Origin of the sequence: Paraburkholderia sp. CNPSo 3076 (assembly GCF_026343935.1) — a bacterium.
Classification (GTDB): Bacteria; Pseudomonadota; Gammaproteobacteria; order Burkholderiales; family Burkholderiaceae; genus Paraburkholderia; species Paraburkholderia nodosa.
This window is the reverse complement of the sequence record NZ_JAPMAL010000003.1, coordinates 54,667-74,844: the sequence shown is the minus strand read 5'-3', so window position 1 is coordinate 74,844 and position 20,178 is coordinate 54,667. Positions and strand designations below refer to the sequence as shown.

17 protein-coding genes and 1 pseudogene are annotated in these 20,178 nt (G+C 65.6%); 8 read left to right on the top strand and 10 right to left on the bottom strand.

The window, feature by feature from the left end:
- Positions 1 to 8 precede the first annotated feature (8 nt).
- Complete coding sequence (locus M3A49_RS04115; protein WP_266227571.1) at positions 9 to 800, bottom strand: (Fe-S)-binding protein; 792 nt, start codon at positions 798 to 800, stop codon at positions 9 to 11.
- Between the two features lie 207 nt (positions 801 to 1,007).
- Between M3A49_RS04115 and M3A49_RS04110 the strand changes: the two are divergent.
- From M3A49_RS04110 to ppk2, 3 genes and pseudogenes are all read left to right on the top strand, one after another.
- A pseudogene (locus M3A49_RS04110) lies at positions 1,008 to 1,661 on the top strand (FadR/GntR family transcriptional regulator); the annotation flags it as partial.
- Between the two features lie 244 nt (positions 1,662 to 1,905).
- Positions 1,906 to 2,286, top strand: a complete 381-nt coding sequence (locus M3A49_RS04105) for a VOC family protein (protein WP_266227570.1) — start codon at positions 1,906 to 1,908, stop codon at positions 2,284 to 2,286.
- A 110-nt stretch (positions 2,287 to 2,396) separates the two neighbouring features.
- Complete coding sequence (ppk2, locus tag M3A49_RS04100) at positions 2,397 to 3,326, top strand: polyphosphate kinase 2 (RefSeq protein ID WP_266227828.1); 930 nt, start codon at positions 2,397 to 2,399, stop codon at positions 3,324 to 3,326.
- 81 nt (positions 3,327 to 3,407) lie between these two features.
- Here the strand turns inward: ppk2 and M3A49_RS04095 are convergent, their stop codons facing one another.
- Complete coding sequence (locus M3A49_RS04095; protein ID WP_254357115.1) at positions 3,408 to 4,997, bottom strand: inorganic phosphate transporter; 1,590 nt, start codon at positions 4,995 to 4,997, stop codon at positions 3,408 to 3,410.
- Between the two features lie 165 nt (positions 4,998 to 5,162).
- On the opposite strand from M3A49_RS04095, the gene M3A49_RS04090 reads away from it, so the two are divergent.
- The gene (locus M3A49_RS04090; RefSeq protein ID WP_266227569.1) at positions 5,163 to 6,788 is read left to right on the top strand and encodes a sensor domain-containing diguanylate cyclase; all 1,626 of its coding nucleotides are present in this window, start codon (positions 5,163 to 5,165) and stop codon (positions 6,786 to 6,788) included.
- Positions 6,789 to 6,831: 43 nt separating this feature from the next.
- Here the strand turns inward: M3A49_RS04090 and M3A49_RS04085 are convergent, their stop codons facing one another.
- On the bottom strand, positions 6,832 to 7,236 hold the full coding sequence (locus tag M3A49_RS04085; protein WP_028202557.1) for a helix-turn-helix domain-containing protein: 405 nt from the start codon (positions 7,234 to 7,236) through the stop codon (positions 6,832 to 6,834).
- A gap of 806 nt (positions 7,237 to 8,042) precedes the next feature.
- Between M3A49_RS04085 and M3A49_RS04080 the strand changes: the two genes are divergently transcribed.
- Positions 8,043 to 8,441 carry a hypothetical protein gene (locus tag M3A49_RS04080; RefSeq protein ID WP_266227568.1) on the top strand — a complete coding sequence of 133 codons (399 nt, stop codon included), beginning with the start codon at positions 8,043 to 8,045 and terminating at the stop codon, positions 8,439 to 8,441.
- Positions 8,442 to 8,500: 59 nt separating this feature from the next.
- A complete protein-coding gene (locus M3A49_RS04075) occupies positions 8,501 to 9,115 on the top strand; it encodes a hypothetical protein (protein WP_028202556.1) in 615 nt (204 codons plus the stop codon).
- Between the two features lie 24 nt (positions 9,116 to 9,139).
- On the opposite strand, the gene M3A49_RS04070 is transcribed toward M3A49_RS04075, so the two are convergent.
- From M3A49_RS04070 to M3A49_RS04050, 5 genes are all read right to left on the bottom strand, one after another.
- Positions 9,140 to 9,385, bottom strand: coding sequence for a DUF2964 family protein (locus M3A49_RS04070; protein WP_254357111.1), 246 nt, complete (start codon positions 9,383 to 9,385; stop codon positions 9,140 to 9,142).
- 319 nt (positions 9,386 to 9,704) lie between these two features.
- On the bottom strand, positions 9,705 to 11,147 hold the full coding sequence (fliD, locus tag M3A49_RS04065) for a flagellar filament capping protein FliD (RefSeq protein WP_266227567.1): 1,443 nt from the start codon (positions 11,145 to 11,147) through the stop codon (positions 9,705 to 9,707).
- 157 nt (positions 11,148 to 11,304) lie between these two features.
- Complete coding sequence (locus M3A49_RS04060; protein WP_266227566.1) at positions 11,305 to 11,898, bottom strand: IMPACT family protein; 594 nt, start codon at positions 11,896 to 11,898, stop codon at positions 11,305 to 11,307.
- 803 nt (positions 11,899 to 12,701) lie between these two features.
- The gene (locus tag M3A49_RS04055) at positions 12,702 to 13,019 is read right to left on the bottom strand and encodes a hypothetical protein (protein WP_266227565.1); all 318 of its coding nucleotides are present in this window, start codon (positions 13,017 to 13,019) and stop codon (positions 12,702 to 12,704) included.
- Between the two features lie 311 nt (positions 13,020 to 13,330).
- Positions 13,331 to 15,001 (bottom strand): acyl-CoA synthetase, encoded by a 1,671-nt coding sequence (locus tag M3A49_RS04050; RefSeq protein WP_266227564.1) that lies wholly within the window; start codon positions 14,999 to 15,001, stop codon positions 13,331 to 13,333.
- Positions 15,002 to 15,174: 173 nt separating this feature from the next.
- Here M3A49_RS04050 and M3A49_RS04045 point away from each other — a divergent pair, with 173 nt between their 5' ends.
- Together M3A49_RS04045 and M3A49_RS04040 are read left to right on the top strand one after the other, a co-directional pair.
- Positions 15,175 to 15,927: a Crp/Fnr family transcriptional regulator gene (locus M3A49_RS04045; protein ID WP_266227827.1), complete on the top strand. Its 753-nt coding sequence runs from the start codon at positions 15,175 to 15,177 to the stop codon at positions 15,925 to 15,927.
- A 116-nt stretch (positions 15,928 to 16,043) separates the two neighbouring features.
- The gene (locus M3A49_RS04040) at positions 16,044 to 16,406 is read left to right on the top strand and encodes a DUF4148 domain-containing protein (RefSeq protein ID WP_266227563.1); all 363 of its coding nucleotides are present in this window, start codon (positions 16,044 to 16,046) and stop codon (positions 16,404 to 16,406) included.
- A gap of 8 nt (positions 16,407 to 16,414) precedes the next feature.
- On the opposite strand, the gene M3A49_RS04035 is transcribed toward M3A49_RS04040, so the two are convergent.
- Positions 16,415 to 18,199: a peptidoglycan D,D-transpeptidase FtsI family protein gene (locus M3A49_RS04035; RefSeq protein ID WP_266227562.1), complete on the bottom strand. Its 1,785-nt coding sequence runs from the start codon at positions 18,197 to 18,199 to the stop codon at positions 16,415 to 16,417.
- 221 nt (positions 18,200 to 18,420) lie between these two features.
- Positions 18,421 to 19,968, bottom strand: a complete 1,548-nt coding sequence (locus M3A49_RS04030) for a methyl-accepting chemotaxis protein (RefSeq protein WP_266227826.1) — start codon at positions 19,966 to 19,968, stop codon at positions 18,421 to 18,423.
- Positions 19,969 to 20,178 lie beyond the last annotated feature (210 nt).

Sequence of the window (20,178 nt, the reverse complement as noted above, 5' to 3'; positions counted from 1 at the left end):
ATCGACGTTCATGCGGCCTCCCCGCCGGTGCGGCGCCAGAGGAACGAGGCGAGGTGCTCCACGGCGAGCGGCGCGCCCTTGTGCGCCGCCGCGTGGCCGATGTTGAGCAGGCACCCGCAGTCGGCGGAAACGAGTCGCTCGCAGCCCGTGGCGCAGGCGGAGGCGATCTTGTCGGCGACCATCGCGCCGGAGATGTCCGGATGCTTGAGCGAGAACGTGCCGCCGAAGCCGCAGCATTCCGATTCGCGTTCGTGCTCGATGCGCGTGACGCCCGGCAGCGCATCGACGGCTTCGATGCCGTGCACGCGCGTGCCCATCTCGCGCCGCGCGCCGCAGGAGGTATGCAGCACGACGCGCTCTTCGGGCTGGCGGACGGCACCCTGCGCGCCATATGCGTGGAAATCGACGTTCAGCACGCGTACGAGGAATTCCGTGAGTTCGTACACGCGCGCCGAGAGTCCCTCGGCGCGCGCGGCGTTGGCGGCGTCGCCATCGAACAGCGCGGGCCAGTGGTGGCGCATCATGCCCGCGCACGAACCCGACGGCACGATCACGGGCCAGGGCTTTTCGAAGAATCCGAGTTGCGCGAGCGCGACCTCGCGCGCCTGGCGCGGGTTGCCGCTGCTGTAGGCAGGCTGGCCGCAGCAGCTCTGGCTGCGCGGGAAATGGACCGTGAGGCCTTCGCGTTCGAGCAGCTTCACTGCGTCGAGGCCGGCTTGAGGCGCGAACAGGTCGACGAGGCAGGTGGCGAACAGATAGACGTCGGTGGGGCGCTCGGTGGGGTATTGCCGTGGCTTCATGTCTCGCTCGGTGTCTTTGCGCGCTTTCGTGCCCCTTCCCCGCGGGCCCGGGGCCGGGCAGGTTGAGGACGAGCGCTGGTTTGGGCGCATAATTCCCGCTTCCGGCGAGCGGTTCAAACTGGTTGGACCACCTGCTGCAAGTTAGAACGAGGCTCAGGTATGACAATGAGGGACAGGGCGGGCTCGCGCGGGCGCGTGGAGACCGTGATGCGTCAGATGGAGACGTCGCTGCTCGACGGCACCTGGCGCGCGGGAGCGAAGCTGCCTTCCGAGCGCGTGCTCGCGCTGGAATACGACGTGGCGCGCAACACGGTGCGCGAGGCGATCCAGCGCCTGGCCGCGCGCGGCCTCGTGCAAAGCCGCCCGGGCGCGGGCGTGTTCGTCACCGACCAGCTGCGCACGGGGTTTGCGTCGCCCTGGGGGCAACTCGTGGCCGATCATCCGGCCTTGCGCGAAGACATCCTCGAGTTTCGCCGCGTGCTGGAGGGCGCGACTGCGTATTTCGCGGCCCTGCGCGCGAGCGACGAGGATCTCGCGCGCATTCGCGCGCTGATGCAGGAGCTGGAGCGCACGCGCGAAGTGGACGACAAGGCCGCCGAAGCCGACACCGACGCGAAGCTGCACGAGGTGATCGCGCAGGCCTCGCACAACGCGATGTTCCTGCATCTGCACACGAGCGTGCTGGGCGTGCTGCGCGAGCACATCACGATCAACGGCACGGGGCTGCGCGTGCAGAACGAAGACGCGCCGGACCAGTTGCTGCTGCAGCACCGCACGCTGTGTGACGCGATCGTCGCGCGGCGTCCCGAGGAGGCACGCACGGCGATGCAGACGCACATCGACTTCGTGCGCACCCGAGTGGGAGATGAGATCGGCTGGCCCGAAAGTGGTCCAACCAGTGACGAAGCGCAGCGCGCCGCGCCAGCGGCTGCGCAGGCGGGCAAGCCGGCGCGCAAAACCGCGCGCAAGGCGTTGGGCGGCAAAGAGAAAACGCCAGCCGCCCGCGCTGGCCGCGCGAACGCTGCTAAAGTCGGCTGATCGGGCCGACGGGCCTCATTCCGGGCCGCAGGCAGAACATAGCCGCATCAGCAGGAGGAACAAATATATGAACGAACGCGCCGCGCAAATCGTAGCGTTGAGCGCCGTGACGCTGACCGTCAGCGACATCGCGCGGTCGATGCCCTTTTACGAGGCGCTCGGCTTCGTGCAGAGAGCCGGGCCGGCGGTGCCGGGTTTTGCGTCGTTCGAACTGGGCGGCGCGGCCGGCGCCTGCTATCTGAACCTGCTGGAGGGGCCGCACGGCGCGGTGAACGGCTGGGGCCGCGTGATTCTCTACGTCGCCGACGTGGACGCCTTTTACGCCCACGCGCTGGCGGCCGGCGCCAGGCCAGAATTCGCGCCGCGCGACGCGCCGTGGGGCGAGCGCTATTTCCATCTCGTCGATCCGGACGGCCACGAGCTGAGCTTCGCCAGGCCGCTCACTTGAGCCGCCGCAATGCATTTGAAATATTCGTGACACTCGCTGCGCCGATAGTGGCGCGAGTTGACAGCATATCGACCAAGGAGAGAGTCGCCATGAATGAACTGGACCGCACGATGGACGCCGAACAAGGCGATGAGCAACAGCAGGAAGCCGAACTGCATCGCCGCCGGCGTCTGAACGAAGAGCTCATCGACGCCTACGACGAAGAGCTCGAAATGGAGGTCGACGACCGGCTGCAGGAGAGCGGTCTGCAGATCAGCGACGAGGCGCGTGCGCTGCGCCGCGTCTATTTCCGCGAGCTGATCCGTCTGCAGGGCGAGCTCGTGAAGATGCAGGACTGGATCGTGAGCACGGGGCACCGGCTCGTCGTGATCTTCGAGGGACGCGACGCGGCAGGCAAGGGCGGTGTCATCAAGCGCATCACGCAGCGCTTGAACCCGCGCATGTGCCGCGTGGCCGCGCTGCCCGCGCCAAACAACCGCGAGCGCACACAGTGGTATTTCCAGCGTTACGTGCAGCATTTGCCGGCGGGCGGCGAAATGGTGCTGTTCGATCGCAGCTGGTACAACCGCGCGGGCGTGGAGCGCGTGATGAACTTCTGCACCGACGACGAATACGATGAGTTCTTCCGCTCGGTGCCCGAGTTCGAAAAGATGCTCGTGAGGAGCGGCATCCAGATCGTCAAGTACTGGTTCTCGATCACCGACGACGAGCAGGAAGTGCGCTTCCAGAGCCGCATCGACGATCCGCTCAAGCAGTGGAAGCTCTCGCCGATGGACCTCGAAAGCCGCCGCCGCTGGGAGGCCTACACACACGTGAAGGAAGTGATGCTGCAGCGCTCGCACATTGCCGAGGCGCCGTGGTGGGTCGTGCAGGGCGTAGACAAGAAGCGCGCGCGCCTGAACTGCATTCACCACTTGCTGAGCCAGGTGCCGTATCACGAGATCGAGCACCCGCAGGTCACGCTGCCGGCGCGCGTGCATCATCCGGATTACATTCGCCAGCCGGTGCCGGAGGATATGTTCATTCCGGATATGTATTGAGGGGTTGGCCCGTTCGCAGCATTCAATTAAAAACCGCGCTCCCCTCACAGGGAGCGCGGCTTTCTTTCTGGCCGTTCGTGCTCAGAACACGTGCTTGAACACCCAATAAAGCGCGCCCGCCAGCACGATCGAAGCGGGCAGCGTGAGCACCCACGCCATCACGAGGCTGCGCACCGTATTCCATTGCAGGCCCGAGCCGTTCGCGGCCATCGTGCCCGCCACGCCCGAGGAGAGCACATGCGTGGTCGAGACCGGCAGACCGTACACGTCCGCCGCGCCGATCGTCACCATCGCCACAACCTCCGCGCAGCCGCCCTGGCCGTAGGTCAGGTGCTGTTTGCCGATGCGCTCGCCCACCGTCACCACGATGCGCTTCCAGCCCACCATCGTGCCGAGTCCCAGCGCGATCGCCACGGCGACCTTCACCCACGTCGGGATGAATTTCGTCGCGTGGTCGATCTGGCTGCGGAAGTTGTTGATGGACTTCAGGTCGTCGGCCGAGAAGGGCACCGCCTTCTGCTTGTCGAGCAGGCGGATCGCCTCGGAAACCACGTACATGTTGTTGCGCACGTTATCGACGACCGACTGTGGCACTGCCGCGAGCGAGCCGTAGCCGTGCACCTGTTCGGCCACCTGGTTCGACAGCGCGGCGAGCGCGGGCACCGTCGTGCTCGAAATCGTGCGGCGGCCGATGAAGCGTTCCACGTCGGCGCGCGGATCGGCGGGCGCGGCCACGCCGTTCGTGTAGCGCTCGAGCGCGCGCGTGGCGTCGTGCGCGACGGCGACGAAGGTCTGCGTCTGTTCGGCCGTCACGGCGCGGTTCAGCGCATAGGCCGTGGGCACCGTGCCGATCAGGATCAGCATGATGAGGCCCATGCCCTTCTGGCCGTCGTTGGAGCCGTGCGCGAACGATACGCCCGTGCAGGTGAGGATGAGCAGCGAGCGGATCCAGAACGGCGGCGGTTCCTTGCCCTTCGGCTCCGAGTAGAGCGCGGGCACGCGCACGACGGCCTTGAGGATGAGCAGCAGCAGGCCGGCCAGCAAAAAGCCGACGATCGGCGAAAAGAGCAGCGACTTGCCCACGCCGAGCGCCTGGCTCCAGTCCACGCCGCTCGTGCCGTTCGCGCCGTGCATGAGCTGGTTCATGAGGCCAACGCCAATGATCGAGCCGATCAGCGTATGTGAGCTGGACGAAGGCAGGCCGAAATACCACGTGCCCAGATTCCAGATGATCGCGGCGATGAGCAGGGCGAACACCATGGCGAAGCCCGCGCTGCTGCCCACCTGCAGGATCAGTTCCACAGGCAGCAGTTGCAGGATGCCGAAGGCCACCGCGCCGGTGGAGGTGAGCACGCCGAGGAAATTCCACGCGCCCGACCACATCACGGCGATATTGGGCGAAAGCGAGTGCGTATAGATGACGGTCGCGACCGCATTCGCGGTATCGTGGAAGCCGTTCACGAACTCGAAGCCGAGCGCGATCATGAGCGCGATGCCGAGCAGGATCCAGGGCATCGCCGAGCTTTCGCGCACCGCCGAGAGGTCGTCGGCGAGATGCATCCCCACGTACACCGCGCCTGCGGCGATGACGATAAGGAAGGCGAGCAGGCTGGCGTTGCGCCCGCGTGCGGGGGCGGCGCCCGGTTGCGGTGACAGGGAAAATTCTGGCATGGCAGGCGGGCTCCTGGGGGAGGGAGTGGGCAAAGGTTTCGCCTTCGATCGTGACCCGCCCAGGTGTCCGTTTGATGACGGATTCGTGCCAGCCATGCCCGATGCATGCCCGACGGACCGGCGCTCCATCGAATGAATCGCGCCGTCAGCAAGAGGATTGCGCAGATGCCAAAACGGGTTCTTTCGCTGCGTCTTCTGGTGCACCGCTGGGCCCACGCGCGGGCGAAGGCGGCGACGCGCCTGATCGGCAACTATCCCTTCTTCGCGGGTCTTTCCGGCACGCTCGTCGCGACGGTGATGGCGATCCTCACCTACGCGGCGCTCTACGAGGGCCGCGCCGAGGAGCTGCGCCACGCGCAGGAGAACTCGCGCAACCTCGTGCAGCTCATCAGCAACGACATTGCCCGCAACGTCGAGATTTACGACCTGTCGCTGCAGGCCGTGGTCCAGGCGGCGCAGCAGCCGCAGACCTGGAGCATGCCCGAAGCGCTGCGCCAGCGCGTGCTGTTCGACCGGGCGACTGCGGCGTCGAGGCTCGGCGGGGCCTACGTGATCGACGCCACGGGCCATGTCAAAGCCTCGCGCAGCAACGCCTTCGACGCCTCACCCGCCGGTATTTCGTTCGCCGACCGCGATTACTTCATCGCGCAGCAGCGCGACCCCCATGTGGGCCTGTTCTTTTCGAAGCCGTTCCATTCCCGCCTGCGCGGCGGGGCGCTCACGATCGGGCTCACGCGCCGCATCAACGCGCCCGACGGCTCGTTTGCGGGCGTCGCGCTGCTCGGGGTGCGCCTCGACTATCTCGATCAGCTGCTCGAGCGCATCGACCTGGGCCCGGGCGGCCACCTCTTCATCCTGATGCGCGACGGCACGTTGCTCGCGAGCAAGCCGCCCTCGACGCGCGGCGCCGGCTCGAGCTACGCGGACCTGCCCAATTTCGCGTTCTTTTCGCGTCGCGACGCCGGCACCTATACGTCGCACTCGGCCATCGACGGGGTCGAGCGCATCTACACCTTTGCGCACGTGGGCAACTCGCCGTTCATCGTCGTCGTCGCGCCCGCCGTGGAGGATGTGCTCGCCGGCTGGCGGCGGCGCAGCTATATCGCGCTGGTGATGACCACGGTGTTTGGCGGCGCATGGGTCGTGGTGTCCTGGATGCTCGCATTCGCGCTGCGCGACAAGGTGGTGGCCGAGGGCAAGCTCCTGCGCCTCGCCGTCACCGACCCGCTCACGGGGCTTGCGAACCGCCGCGCGCTCGACAGCCGTCTCGCGGAGGAATGGCATCACGCGGTGCGCGAACGCACGCCGCTTGCCGTGCTGTTTTTCGATATCGACCACTTCAAGCTCTTCAACGACACCTACGGGCACGCCGCCGGCGACGAGGTGCTGGTGTTCGTGGCCGGGCGCATCGCTTCAGGATCGCGGCGCGCAACCGATCTCGCCGCGCGCTTTGGCGGTGAAGAGTTCGCGGTGGTGCTGCCGGGCACGGCGCTCGACGCCGCGACGCGCATGGCGGAGAAGATCCGCAAACGCATCGAGTCGGACAAACTCACGCTGAGTGGTACGCACCATGGGTGCGTGACGGTGAGCGCGGGGTGTGCGAGCTGCAATCCGCCGGAGGGCGGCAGCGGGGCGAAGCTGCTGGCCGCTGCCGACCACCTGCTCTACGAGGCCAAGGAAGCGGGCCGCAATCAGGTCCGGTCGCAGCAATGGACGGGCGAGGGGGCGCAGCCGCTGGTGGACTCCGAGGCCGGAACCCGAGGCCGCGATGCGCCCGCAACGCGAGGCTGAGGCGCGCCGGCTTTCGTGCGGCGCGCGACGCCCTCCATCCCGTTCAGCGCGCGGATTTCGACAGCCGGTGGCCGAGGCCGAGGTTCGAGACGATCTGCCAGGTATAGACGCGCGAATAGTGCACGCCGAACTGGCGGCCGATCAACTCGCGCACGCGGCTATTGGTCCACGCATCGCTCGCGAAGCCGTGCTCTCGAGCGGAGCCGTGCAGGGCGCTCGCGATCCAGCCTAGCGCGGCTTGATCGAGCACCGAAGGACGGCCGCCCACGCTCATCTGCTGGAGCGCGGCGAGTCCGCCGTCCTCGACGATGGACTTGTAGCGCCTCACCGTCTGGGCGGAAAGGTGGAGTGAGTCGGCGACGCTATTCACGGTCGCGCCTTCCATCAACATCTGGCCGGCGGCCATTCTTCTCGCGACGCTCGGCAGGTTCTCGGTTCGGGTAAGCATGTGTTCACTCGTCGACGAAAGATTCCGGACACGCGGCAATGCGGATGTGCCGCTCCTGTAACCCTTCCTGCAAGCGGGTCTTGTCGCTTGCCATGGACCCGGCGCCGGTGCGGTGACGCGGGAGCATGACGGACGGCGAAATCGACGCCCGGTGAAGGGCGCTTGTTGCGAAACGCCTCGGTGTTCCGCAGCGGATATTAATAATTGTTTTTGTAGGGAATGTGTATAGCTAGCGGAAAAATAGTCTGCTTGACTTGTGGATAATCCTGAACTAATGGGAAAAACAACCGACTCGCCTTGGTCAACAATGGACGCCGCCATTTCGTGCCGATCCCGCAATGGGAAGTTTGCTCCCATTGCAGCCAGTTAACCTGACTTAATTGCTCAAAGATTGGAAAGCAACACTCCGCATTGTTTTGTATGACTAATTCGGTATTCAGCATATATTGAGTTGAACCGCTCTTATCCAATATGAATTAAATAGCGGCGGTCGCACCTTTAGATGTTTGTTAGCGTGTTCGGCCGCTGTCTGGTAAAAAATGGCATGCCTCGGCATGTGTGGCGACGGCGATGGAGCAATTTCAGGGAGTGATTTGATTTTTTTGTGCAGAATGTTTTCGCAAACATTTCGAATCGATTCCAATGCGGATTGGATTCGAATGAACGAATGCAGAATGCCGGATTCGCCGCGCAGCGTATCGCGTATCGAAACGGGTCCCTGAATCCTGCCGGGCCGCCAAATGCGTCTGCGCTTTTCGTCACACGATGCGCGGCATGGGCGGCGGCCCGCTTTCTGGCCGCTGCGGATGAATCAAGAACTCGATGAAAAGGTAAGTCGTTTGTTGCGCCGCGCTGCGAGCCGGCGCTCACTCGTGCCGTACGGTGCGTTTCATGCCCTGTTCGCGGGCGAGGTGCCGTTGCGGGTGCGTTACGAAAAGCTCGAGGCGGCGGCGGCCGCGTTGTGCGAGCCGCGCGAGGCCGACTATGCCTCGCTGCTCTCGACCGATTCGGGCCTGCCCGGCCCGGACTTCTATACGCGCTTCAAGCGCCTGCATACCGAGCGCTACTACGAAACGCTCGGCGCGGACCGGCATCGCATGCTGCGGCTTGCCGAAAAGCGTCAGCTCGCCAACGAGGAACGCGAGCGTGTGTATGCCCATTACCTGCGCTGTGCGGCCGAAGAAGCCTGCATGAACAGCGCTTGACCCGTGAGAGCGGCGCCATGCCGCTCTCTTGCCATTCACGATCCACACAAGGAGGCTACATGTCCACGCGCTATCGTTCTTCCGCGCCGCTGCTCGGCGCCATACTCGTGCTTGCCCTCGGCGCGTCGCCGCAGGTGCCGCTGTTTGCGCAGACGGCGTCCGATGCCGCGCCTGACAGTGCGCCCAACGCCGCGCTGCAGATCGGCGAGGTGCAGACCACGGCGACGGTCGTGAGCATCGACGCCGCCACCAATTCGGTCACGCTGCGCGGCGCGCGACGCAACCTGGTGACGGTCGCCGTCGATCCGGCAGTCGGCGACGTGAGCAAGCTCAAGCCCGGCGATCATGTGAACATCCTCTACAAGGAGGCGTTGCTGCTGCGCGCCGAAAAGATGGCCACGAGGGGCATACGCTCGCGCGTCGATACGGTCGCGACCACGCCCGCTTCCGGTGGCATGACGGCGACGGCGCGCAGCGTGCAGGTGATCGCGACGGTAGAGAAGATCGACCGCAAGAGCCGCAAGGTCGCGTTGCGCGGACCGAACCGCACGGTCGTGGTGGTGGCGCCGCCGGACGTGCCGCTCGAATCGATCAAGGTGGGCGACAGCATTCGCGCCGACTATGTGGGCGCGACCGCCGTGCATGTCACGCGCGACGGCCAGAACTTGCAGTGAGGCAGTGACGCCAGGGCGGCGTGGCTAGTCGGCGCGATTGCGGTCGCGCACGAGGATCGACACGTAGATCGCCGTGCAGACGATGATGACTGCCACGCCGGCAATCACCTTCTGGTGGTCGAAGTTGATGAGGCCGACCACCGCGATGGCGATGCCGGCGGCCGAGCCGAGCGTGCCCATTGCGGCCACGAAAATGCGCAGCTTGCTCCAGACGCGATGGCGCCGCTCGGGACCTGCGCCTTCGATAAATCGATGCAGTCGATCAAACATGGCGGCTCTTCCGGGTTGGGTAGAAGTCGGTCATACGGGCTCGAATGAATGAGCGGCCTGGACCAGATTAAGTATAGCCAGCCCATTATTACGCGTTCTTTCATTTGCCTGCGCGCTATCGCGCCGGAATTCCCGATCGTTTTTTGCGCGCGTTTAAGTTTGTCTTAATTTTCGCTCGCCATGATGGAGCGGTCGGGTCGATTCGATAGTTCGATTCGCGGTTGTTCTTCACGTCCCCTGTTGGCCGCCGATTCGTTCGGCGGCCTTTTTTTTGTCTGTCGTCGACGTTTGCTAGCGTCGAGCCCTGCGTATTCACGCGTCATTTGTGGTTCGTCGCGAGGGCGCCCGCGCTGTTTGCGCCGCCAAAGAGCTGTGTCAGATATTGCTGGTTGTTGTTCATGATCGACATGAGGTTATTGAGCGCGGTGAACTGGCGGTTGAATTTCGCGGTGAGCTGGGTTGCGCGCACATCGAGCATCGACGACTGCTTTTTGATGTCGTCGAGCTCCTTGTTGATGGCCGTGCTGCGCCGCTCGATGATGCCGCTCGACTGCACGTAGGGCGTAACGGCGCTGTTGAGTTTCGCAGTCATGCCGCCGCTGCCGAACAGCGCCGCAATCGCACTGTTGCCCGGCTGCAGCGCCTTCTTGAACGTCTCGTCGTCGATCTGAAGCTTGCCGCTCTTGTCGAGCTTGATGCCGATCTCGCCCAGCGAATGGGTCACGCCGTCGCTGCCCTTCACGCCCGCCGAAACGACCGCTGGCAGACTCGCCGCGAGGGTGCGCGCGATCGAGTCGCCGAGCAGGGCGCCCGCTTGCGCGCTCGTCGAACCGGTCGCGGCCGTGTAGGAGGTCAGCCCGTTCAGTCCATCCACATAGCTGTTGTACGCCTTCACGAAGTCGCGGATGGAGGTGCCCGTCGCTTCGGTGTCGGGGGCGATGGTGAGCGTTTGCTTCGTGTCCACCGAGGCGCTTGCGAGCCTGATCGTGATGTCGCTCACCACGCCTTCGACCGTGTTGCTTGCGCTCGTGACGCGCGTGCCGTCTATGCGCAGCCCGGCGTCGCCGGCTGCCTCGACTTCGCGCATCTGCGAGGAAGCGAGGCGCGCATCGAGGCCCGGGCCCGCTTGCACGTCGATCGCGTTGGCCGCGCCGGTCTTGTTCGCGGTCAGCACGAGGTGCTGACCGTCGGCGCCGTTGACGATCGAAGCCGTGACGCCGGGGTTGTCCTTCGCCCGGTTGATCGCCGCGACGACGTCGGTGAGCTTGTTGCTGCCTGCGGCGATCGTCAGATGCATGGACTTGCCGCCCATCGAGATGTCGAGGCTGCCTTCGCCGAGCGTCTCGCCGGTGTCGAAGCTGTCCGTGGAGAGCTTGTGCGCCGTCGCCAGGCGATCGACTTCGACCGTGAAGCTGCTCGCCACGGCGTTTTTGCCGGCCACCGCGCTCAAGCCCTTGTCCTTCTCGCTCGTCGTGGCGGTGAAGCGTTGCAGCGCGGCGCCGTCCTTGAACGGCTCGAGTGCGGTCTGGAGCGCAGCGAGCGCCGACTTCAGCGTGCCGAGCGCCGATAGCGTCGTGTTGCTGGCGGTCTGCTTCGCGCTGAGGATGGCGCTTGGTCCCGCGATCTTTGCGTTGACGAGCGCCTTGACGAGCTGATTGACGTCGAGCGAGGAGTTGGTCGCGCCGCTGATGATCGACTGGGCGGCGTCGCTCAGCGCGCTGTTCGCGCTGGCGGTCGTGGTGTTCGTGATCGTGCTTGCCATGAAAGAAGTCCGTTCGTCCTGGTGCGTCGAGTCGACGGAACGCGCGAGTGCGCGGCCATGCTTTCATTACGACAAGCTTTCATGAAACTTGATGAAAGAAATGAAAAGATTTTGAAAAGTGCGCGACTTGCACTGCCCGGGCAGCCGGCCGCCCGCTTCAGACGTGCTCGGGGAAGCCCGAGCGGCCCTGCGTGAGGTCGGTCAGCGTGTTGCGCGCGGCGTCCACGGCGGTGGCGGGCAACTGGATCGTGAGGCGGACCGTCATGGCGTACTGGCTTTCCACGAGCGTGAACTGCTGCTGGTCGATCCAGTGGCGCACGCGGGTTTCGTCGGGATAGCCGAGTTCGACGGTGAGGCGCGCCTGCGCGATGCGCTCGACGCGTTCGGCCCCATGCAAGGCGCTGGCAATGGCGTCGGTATAGGCGCGCACGAGGCCGCCCGCGCCGAGTTTCACGCCGCCGTAGTAGCGCACCACGGCTGCGAGCACGCCATCGAGGTCATGATGGCGCAGCACTTCGAGGATCGGGCGCCCGGCGGTGCCGGAGGGTTCGCCGTCGTCGGACATGCCGGACTGGCCGCCCGCGAGCAGCGCCCAGCAAACGTGCGTGGCGGTGGGATGTTCGTCGCGCAGACGGCGGATTTCAGCCATGGCCGCTTCGCGGTCGGCTACAGGAATGGCGTGCGCGATGAAGCGGCTCTTGCGGATCTCGAGTTCCGCGGTGACGGGATGGGCGAGCGTGAAAGTTGGCACAAGCGGGTGGGCACTGCAGGCGAAATCACCATGTTAACCGATGCGCACAGGCCGGCTTTCGACGTCCGTCCCCAAATTTTGCCAGTTTATGTAATGGTGCTTTGCGCGAGACGCTAGTGACGCCCCGGCCTTCAGCCCGGATAATGCACGGCATGACGGATCTAGCTCTGGCTGGAGCGAAGCCGAACTCCTCATTCGGTGATCCGTCATAGTTCTTTCTCTCGCGGCGCCGCTGCACCGTTGCGGCAGACGCGATGCTCCAAAGCACAGAAGCCAAAAAAATCCCCGGTCGGACGGGTGTCACGACCAGGGGTCACAAGGCTCGCCTGTTCTCAAGAGGCAATCCCACCTTACGTCCGCAAAATTGCGTCCGCAATCGGAAAAAAAACCTGGTGCGCCTGGCGCTCGAAGGGCGCTAGTGTTCTCATTCGCGCGCAAAAAAAATCCCGGCCATCTCTGGCCGGGCAATGAGAATACACCGTGCGCTCCGGGGAACGAAACGCCCATCAACGTTACCCGCGGGCCGTATGGCCGGCAACACTTCCTCATTACCTGCAATTACTGACGTCTGCCTTTCTGGCCGCGCCCGGCGCGCGGCGCGGCAGGCCGGATCCGCCGTGTGGCGGGCATCGCGGTAGAATTGATTCGCAGGTCGAACGATATCCGTGCGCTCGCACGCACATGGCGAAGTAAGGCCCCGAAATGCGCCGAGGCCGGTCTCCCCTGGGGAAGACCGGCCTCGGTGTGCCGCTTCAGGCGCCTCCGGAGAAGACGGCGCCTGGATCACGCGTACGTCATGCGGATCAGTAACGCGGCGGGGGCGGCGGACGACGGTCGTCGTCGCGGTAGTGCTGGGGACCCGGATCGTGGGGGTGATGGTGCATCCACTCGTCGTGTTCCCAATAACGGTGGCCGTCGTAGTAACGGTTTTCGTGCCAGCCGATCGAGACGTGCGCGTCCACCGGCATGATGTGCGGTTGACCGTATTGCGGCGCCGATTCGGCACGCAGCCCATACGGGCCGGATTGAGCGAAGGCGCTCGATGCGCCCATCAGTGCGCCGCCGGCGATCAGTGCTGCGGCGATGGCGCGGGCGGGGGTCTTCCAGCTCTTCGTATTCATGAGTTACCTCTTCTTTGGTTGCGTCGTCTGTCACGTGGCACCGGAATGCCTTTGTGTTGCGACCACGGTTCAAAGCTTATCGGCCCGAAGCGGAGGAATACGTGACCACTTGTAAGCTTTCGTTTCATACGATTCTTCATGCGAGAAAGGCCGGTTTGACAGTCGGCCCTTGATGCAAAAAGGATTAAGCGTCACGCCTGACAATCGGGAACAAGCCATAGGGGGTCGTGTTGTCAACTGACGTTACATTCGGGCGGCGCTGCCCGCCCGAATGCGTCACTTGTACCGGCCAGCAGGTCCCGCTGTCGTTCTTACCGGGGTGTTTTCCGCGCGGGTTGTGCGCCAGCGACGTCGATTGCGCTTTGCGAACCTAGTTGCGCGCGCAACTCATATTTCTGGATCTTGCCCGTGGCCGTGCGCGGCAGTTCGCCGAATCGCACGGCGCGCGGCACCTTGAAGTGCGCGAGAAAGAGCCGGCAGTGCGCGATGATTTCCTCGGCCGTGGCGCTCGCGCCGGGCCGCAGTTCGACGAACGCGCAAGGCACTTCGCCCCACTTCGGGTCGGGCATCGCCACGACGGCGGCGAGCGCGACGGCCGGATGGCGATACAGCGTGTCTTCCACCTCGATGCTCGAAATGTTCTCGCCGCCCGAGATGATGATGTCCTTGCTGCGGTCGGTAATGCGCACGTAGCCGTCGGGCGTCATCACGCCGAGGTCGCCCGTGTGGAACCAGCCGCCGCGGAACGCTTCTTCCGTCGCGCGCTCGTTCTTCAAATAGCCCTTCATGCAGATGTTGCCGCGGAACATGATCTCGCCGAGCGTTTCGCCGTCGGCGGGCACGGGTTTCATCGTCTGCGCATTGCGCACGCTCACGCCGCTTTGCAGGTGATAGCGCACGCCCTGACGTGCGGTGAGGCGCGCCTGCTCCTCGTCGGGCAGCGTCTGCCAGCGCGCCTGCACCGCGCACACGGCAGCGGGGCCGTACACCTCGGTCAGGCCATAGACATGCGTGAGTTCGATGCCGATCGCCTTCATCTTCGCGATCACGGCCGGCGCGGGCGGCGCGCCGGCCACCATCGTGTGCACCGTGTGAGTGATGCCTTCGCGATAGGCTGCGGGAGCGTCGGCGAGCGCGCCCTGCACGATGGGCGCGCCGCAATAGTGCGTGACGCGCTCGCTGCGAATGAGGTCGAACACGAGCTTCGCGTCGAACTTGCGCAGGCACACGTTCACGCCCGCGCGCGCGGCGACGGTCCACGCAAAGCACCAGCCGTTGCAGTGAAAGAGCGGCAGCGTCCAGAGATACGCGGCGTGCTTGGGCATGTCCCATTCGAGGATGTTGCTCACCGCGTTGAGGTACGCGCCGCGATGGTGATAGACCACGCCCTTGGGGTCGCCCGTCGTGCCCGAGGTGTAGTTCAGCGCAATGGCGTCCCATTCGTCGCGCGGCGGCTCCCAGGCGAACTCGGGATCGCCTTGTTCGAGGAACGCCTCGTAGTCGGTTGCACGCGGGAAGCACTCGGGGTCGGCGGCCGCGATGTCGGCCACGCTGATGATCCTGAGGTTGGGGAATTCGAGCGCCGCGCGCTGCGCGAGCGCCGCGAATTCGGTATCGACGATCAACGCCTTCGCTTCGCCATGGCGCAGCATGAACAGCATGGTTGCGACATCGAGTCGCGTGTTGAGCGTGTTGAGCACCGCGCCGAGCATGGGCACGCCGAAGTGCGCCTCGACCATCGCGGGGATGTTGGGCAGCAGCGCCGCCACCGTGTCGCCGCGGCCGATGCCCGCCTGCGCGAGGGCGCTCGCGAGCCGCCGCGTGCGCGCATAGGTTTCGCGCCAGTTGCGGCGTATGTCGCCGTGGACGACGGCCACGCGGTCGCCATAGACTTCGGCGGCGCGGGCGATGAAATCGATCGGCGTGAGCGGCACATAGTTGGCTTCGCGTTGCGCGAGCCCTTCTTCGTAGGGGTGCAACATGGCGGTGTCTCCGAACGGTTATTGGTTTGTCGATATGATTCGCGCTACCGTAGCAGGGCCGCGCTCGCCAGTCTGTCGCCGGCGCGACAGAGCGGGCCGCGACGCACGGTCCGCCCGGCAAGATCGACCCAAAGATTGACCTAACCCAGGAAAGCGCGATGTCGCAATCCATTATGCCCCCGGACGGGACCCCGCCCGCCCGCGAATCATGGCGCGAAGGCGAGCGCATCGACGCCGCCGACGCCGCGCGTCTGGCCGCGCTGTTCGAGCGCTGCGCGTGGTTCCGCGCGCTTGCGCCCGAGCATCGCGAGTGGGTGCTCGCGTCCTCGCATGCGCAGGGCTATGCCGCGGGCGCGATCGTCGCCGCGCGCGAAGCGCCCTCGGACTGGTGGCTCGGCGTGAGTTCCGGCCTCGTGAAGCTGGCGATCTTCAATGCTTCGGGGCGCGGCTGCACCTTTTCGGGCGTGCCCCACGGCGGCTGGTTCGGCGAGGGGAGCGTGATCAAGCGCGAACCGCGCAAGTACGACGTGATCGCGCTGCAGCCGTCGCTCGTCATGGCCGTCGCCACCGAGACGTTCCACCGGCTCATGGACTGCAGCCTGCCGTTCAACGGCTTCGTGATCCATCAGCTCAACAACCGCATGGGGGAGTTCATCGCGTTGATCCAGAACAGCCGCTTGCTCGACGTGGATGCGCGCGTCGCGCAGTCGCTCGCGCAGATGTTCAATCCCGATCTCTACCCCGAGACGGGTCGTGCGCTCGACATCTCGCAGGAGGAGATCGGCATGCTGGCGGGCGCGTCGCGTCAACGGATCAATCAGGCCCTGCAGACGCTCGAGCGCCAGGGGCTCGTCGCGCTCTCGTATAACCGCGTGGACGTGCTCGATCTCGACGGGCTGCGCGCGTTTGGCCGCGACCAGATCTGAGGATCGCAGAACTCCTTATCAATCTTGCGAGGAATAGAAGACTCTCTCCCTCGCGAGCCGGTTTTTACGCGTGGCCGCGCTGCGTAGACTTTGCTCATCGAATTCATACGGAGAGCATGGTGAAAAACGCAATGCTGCGCGCGGCGCTGGTGTCGATGATGGCGATCGTTCCGGCGGTCTCGTTTGCCCAATTCGCCGGCACACACAACGGCCCGGTGACGCGCGCCCAGGTGCTTCAGGAATTGGTCGATCTGGAGTCGGTGGGCTACAACCCGGCTTCGGCGAACGACGCCACGTATCCGGAAGATGTGCAGAGCGCCATGCGCCGGCTCGCCGAAAAGCGCGCCAACGAAGCGCGCCTGGCGCAGGAGCAGGTCGCGCAATCGGGCTACGGCGCACCGCCCGCGCCCAATGCAGAAGCGGGCGCGCCCGCCGCCGTGTCCGGCAGCGAGCCGCCGCCCGCGTATCGCCATCATTGATGGCGGTGCTAACCGCGCCCTGAGCCGACCTTGGTGCCGCTGGCACCCTTGGCGCTCTCGGGCCCGGCCGCGACATCGGGCGGCACGCCGAGCAACTGGAGCGTGCCGGCCGTCACGCCCGAGAACACCGGCCCCGCGACCGTGCCGCCATAGAACGCCTTGCCCGCCGGATCGTCGATCATGACCGCGACGATCACGCGCGGCGCGCTCATCGGCGCCATGCCGACGAAGAGCGCCCGATAGCGGTTCTTCGCGTAGCCCGCGCCGACCTGCTTGCGCGCGGTGCCGGTCTTGCCGCCCACCCGATAGCCTTCCACATTGGCGGCGCGCCCGGTGCCGCCGTCGCTCGTCGCCATTTCCAGCATCTTGCGCATCGCGGTAGCCGTGGCCGGCGTCGTGACCGCGCGCGCCGCCGACGCGGAAGCGCCGCCCGCGCCGCCTGACGCATCGCGCAGGAGGGCCGCCGGATGCAGCGTGCCGTCGCCGGCGTAGGCCGTGTAGATCTGCGCCATCTGCAAAAGCGAAGTGGACAGGCCGTAGCCGTATGCCATTGTCGCCTGCTCGATGGGACGCCAGCGCGCCCACGGCCGCACGCGGCCAGGCGCTGCGCCCGGGAAGGTGACGCCGGGCCTCTGCCCGAGCCCGTACTCCTGATACTTGTCCCAGATCGTTTGCGCGGGCAGATTCAGCGCGAGCTTGGCGAGTGCGATGTTGCTCGACTTCTGGATCGCCTCCGCCACGGTCATGCGGCCGTGATTCGAGGTGTCGTGAATCGTCGCGGGGCCGATGCGGTATGTGCCCGGCGCGGTGTCGATGATCGTGTTCGCGTTGACCTTGTGCAGGTCCATCGCCAGCGAAACGACCACGGGCTTGATGGTCGAGCCGGGCTCGAACGTGTCGACCACGGCGCGGTTGCGCAACTGCTTGCCCGTGAGCCGCGTGCGGTCGTTCGGGTCGAACGACGGCCAGTTCGCGAGCGCGAGGATTTCGCCATTCTGGGCGTCGAGCACGACGACGCTGCCCGCTTCCGCATGATTCTTCGCCACGGCGGCCCTGAGTTGCGTATACGCGAGCTGCTGCACGCGGCGGTCGATGGTGAGCTGCACGGTGTCGCCGTTGCGCGGCTGCACGCGCTCGCTCGGCTCGGAAATGACGCGCCCGAGCCGGTCGCGGATCACCTCGCGCTGGCCCGGCGTGCCGCGCAGGCGCGCGTTCGCGGCAAGCTCGACGCCTTCCTGGCCGGCGTCTTCGATGTCGGTGAAGCCCACCACGTGCGCGGCCGATTCGCCTTCGGGGTAATAGCGCTTCGAGTCGGCGATCAGGGTGAGGCCGCCCGCGCCCATCTCGTCGATGTGCGCGGCGGCTTCGGCGTCCACCTGGCGCTTGAGCAGCACGAAGGAGCGGTCGCCGGCGACGCGCCGCTCGAGTTCCGCGAGCGGCATGTCGAGCAGGCGCGCAAGCGGCGCGTGCGCGGCGGCGTCGAGGAGCCGCGGATTCACCCAGACTTCGAAGCTCGCGAGGCTCACGGCCAGCAGTGCGCCGTTGCGGTCGACGATGCGCCCGCGCACTGCGTCGAGTTCCAGCGTGCGCTGGTAGCGCTTTTGGCCCTGCTTGACGTAAAAGCCGTGATTGGCGACCTGAATCCAGAACGCGCGCCCGGCCAGCGCCGCAAAGGCCGCGAACGTAATGAACACGATGAGCTTCGAACGCCACGCGGGCAGGCGCGGCGCAAGCATCGGGTGACGGGTCGCGGCTGCGTGCGGGTCGCGCGGCGGTTTCCTGGAACGGATCATCAGTAAGGCAGGATGGCGGGGGCAGAGTCACATTGTAAACATGATGTAATTTAATTGAAATGATGGGTGCGCACAGCCGCAAGGCAATTGTGCGCGCGTGGCACGCCGTCATGCGGCGCGAGCGGTGCAGGGGAGCGGGAGAGGCGCCAAGCGAAGCGGGCCGCGAACGCGGCCCGGCGGGAAGATAAGCAAACCGGCGGAGAGCCGGTATGGCGACAACGTTACGCGTGCGCGGGCAAGCGGAAGCTCGCGATCGACTCGCGCAGCCCGCTCACCTGATCCTTGAGCGAGTGGGCGGCGGCAGCGGCCTGTTCCACGAGCGCCGCGTTCTGCTGCGTCACCTGATCCATCTCGCCCACGGCGCGATTGACCTGTTCGATGCCGGCGCTCTGCTCGCGCGAAGCGTTGCTGATCTCTTCGAGGATCTCGTGCACGCGTCGCACCGACTGCACGATCTCGGTCATCGTCGAGCCTGCGTTGGTCACGAGGTGCTGGCCTTCGGTCACGGTGCCGGTCGACTTTTCGATCAGCGCCTTGATTTCCTTCGCAGCGGTGGCGGAGCGCTGCGCGAGGCTGCGCACTTCGGCGGCTACCACTGCGAAGCCGCGGCCCTGTTCGCCCGCGCGTGCCGCTTCCACGGCCGCGTTCAAGGCGAGGATATTGGTCTGGAATGCAATGCCGTCGATCACGCCGATGATGTCGCCGATCTGCTGCGAGCTCGTCGTGATGTCGCCCATGGTGCGCACGACGTCGTCGACTACGGCGCTGCCGCGCGTCGCGACGTCGGCGGCCTGGCTCGCGAGCGATGCCGCATGCTGGGCGCTATCCGCGTTCTGGCGCACGTTGGCCGTCATCTGATCCATGCTCGACGCGGTCTGCACCAGCGCCGCCGCCTGTTCCTCGGTGCGCTGCGAGAGATCCGTGTTGCCGGCCGCAATCTCGTTCGCGCCCACGTTGATGTTTTCCGCGCCGCTGCGCACGCGCGAGACGGTTTGCACGAGCGCCGTCTGCATCGTGGCGAGCGCACGCATCAGGCTGGTCTCGTTCGTGCCCTGCACCTGCAGGCGCAAGGTGAGGTCCCCCTCGGCGATGCGGTTGGCCGCGTCCACCGCGCCTTCCAGTTCGCCGCCGATACTGCTGCGCACGCTGCGCACCACGAGCACCATCACGGCGGTGGCGGCGCCGCCCAGCAGGAAGGTCACGCCGAGCCAGCGCAGCAGGCTGTCGTAGAACTCGGCGCGCACGTCGTCCATGTACATGCCCGTTACGATCACCCAGTCCCACGGCACGAAGCGGTGGCCGAAGCTCAGCTTGGGAACGGGTTCGCTGTGGCCCGGCTTGGCCCAGAGGTAGTCGAGGAAGCCGCCGTTCGGGCCGCTCGCGGCATTCACGAGACCGGTGAACACGTGAGTGCCCGCGGGGTCGGTGAAGTCGCTCAGGTTCTTGCCGTCGAGCTCGGGCTTGATCGGATGCATCAGCATGACCGACTGCGAGTTGTTGATGCTCAGATAGCCGTCGGTGCTGTAGCGGATCGAGCCGATCACGGTGAGCGCCTGCTTCTGGGCGTCGGCTTCGGGCATGACGTTGCGTTGCGAGAGGCCGTAGTAGTAGTTGGCGATGCTCATCGCTTCGTCGACGAGCGTGGTGAGCTGCGCGCGCCGCTCGCGGATCATCGACTCGCGGCTTTGCCAGGCGCCAAAGGCGACGATCAACAGCAGGCCGATCCAGAGGATCGCGATCATCGAGCGGAGCTTCTTGTTGAGGGTCATGGTCTGCATGGTCGGTCGGGTATTTCACAGGGCAGGATCGGTTCGACTGGCGATACGTTGCCGCCAGAGTGTGTTTACGGCCCACGCAAACGTGCGCGAGACCCAGGGGGAACCCTGCTTAGGCAGATTTTCTTCATACAAAACAGAGATCTTTGATCTGGATCATATGACGCGACGCTGAAACACCTGCGAACGCGCCGACAAAAGCCA

Bases quoted from the DNA above. Each gene is read 5' to 3' on its own strand.
- M3A49_RS04090 (WP_266227569.1), top strand. From the start codon at position 5,163: ATGCCAAAACGGGTTCTTTCGCTGCGTCTTCTGGTGCACCGCTGGGCC.
- M3A49_RS04080 (WP_266227568.1), top strand. From the start codon at position 8,043: ATGAATCAAGAACTCGATGAAAAGGTAAGTCGTTTGTTGCGCCGCGCT.
- M3A49_RS04030 (WP_266227826.1), bottom strand. From the start codon at position 19,968: ATGACCCTCAACAAGAAGCTCCGCTCGATGATCGCGATCCTCTGGATC.
- ppk2 (WP_266227828.1), top strand. From the start codon at position 2,397: ATGGACGCCGAACAAGGCGATGAGCAACAGCAGGAAGCCGAACTGCAT.
- M3A49_RS04055 (WP_266227565.1), bottom strand. From the start codon at position 13,019: ATGAATACGAAGAGCTGGAAGACCCCCGCCCGCGCCATCGCCGCAGCA.
- fliD (WP_266227567.1), bottom strand. From the start codon at position 11,147: ATGGCAAGCACGATCACGAACACCACGACCGCCAGCGCGAACAGCGCG.
- M3A49_RS04075 (WP_028202556.1), top strand. From the start codon at position 8,501: ATGTCCACGCGCTATCGTTCTTCCGCGCCGCTGCTCGGCGCCATACTC.
- M3A49_RS04085 (WP_028202557.1), bottom strand. From the start codon at position 7,236: ATGCTTACCCGAACCGAGAACCTGCCGAGCGTCGCGAGAAGAATGGCC.
- M3A49_RS04095 (WP_254357115.1), bottom strand. From the start codon at position 4,997: ATGCCAGAATTTTCCCTGTCACCGCAACCGGGCGCCGCCCCCGCACGC.
- M3A49_RS04035 (WP_266227562.1), bottom strand. From the start codon at position 18,199: ATGATCCGTTCCAGGAAACCGCCGCGCGACCCGCACGCAGCCGCGACC.
- M3A49_RS04040 (WP_266227563.1), top strand. From the start codon at position 16,044: ATGGTGAAAAACGCAATGCTGCGCGCGGCGCTGGTGTCGATGATGGCG.
- M3A49_RS04105 (WP_266227570.1), top strand. From the start codon at position 1,906: ATGAACGAACGCGCCGCGCAAATCGTAGCGTTGAGCGCCGTGACGCTG.
- M3A49_RS04070 (WP_254357111.1), bottom strand. From the start codon at position 9,385: ATGTTTGATCGACTGCATCGATTTATCGAAGGCGCAGGTCCCGAGCGG.
- M3A49_RS04115 (WP_266227571.1), bottom strand. From the start codon at position 800: ATGAAGCCACGGCAATACCCCACCGAGCGCCCCACCGACGTCTATCTG.
- M3A49_RS04045 (WP_266227827.1), top strand. From the start codon at position 15,175: ATGCCCCCGGACGGGACCCCGCCCGCCCGCGAATCATGGCGCGAAGGC.
- M3A49_RS04050 (WP_266227564.1), bottom strand. From the start codon at position 15,001: ATGTTGCACCCCTACGAAGAAGGGCTCGCGCAACGCGAAGCCAACTAT.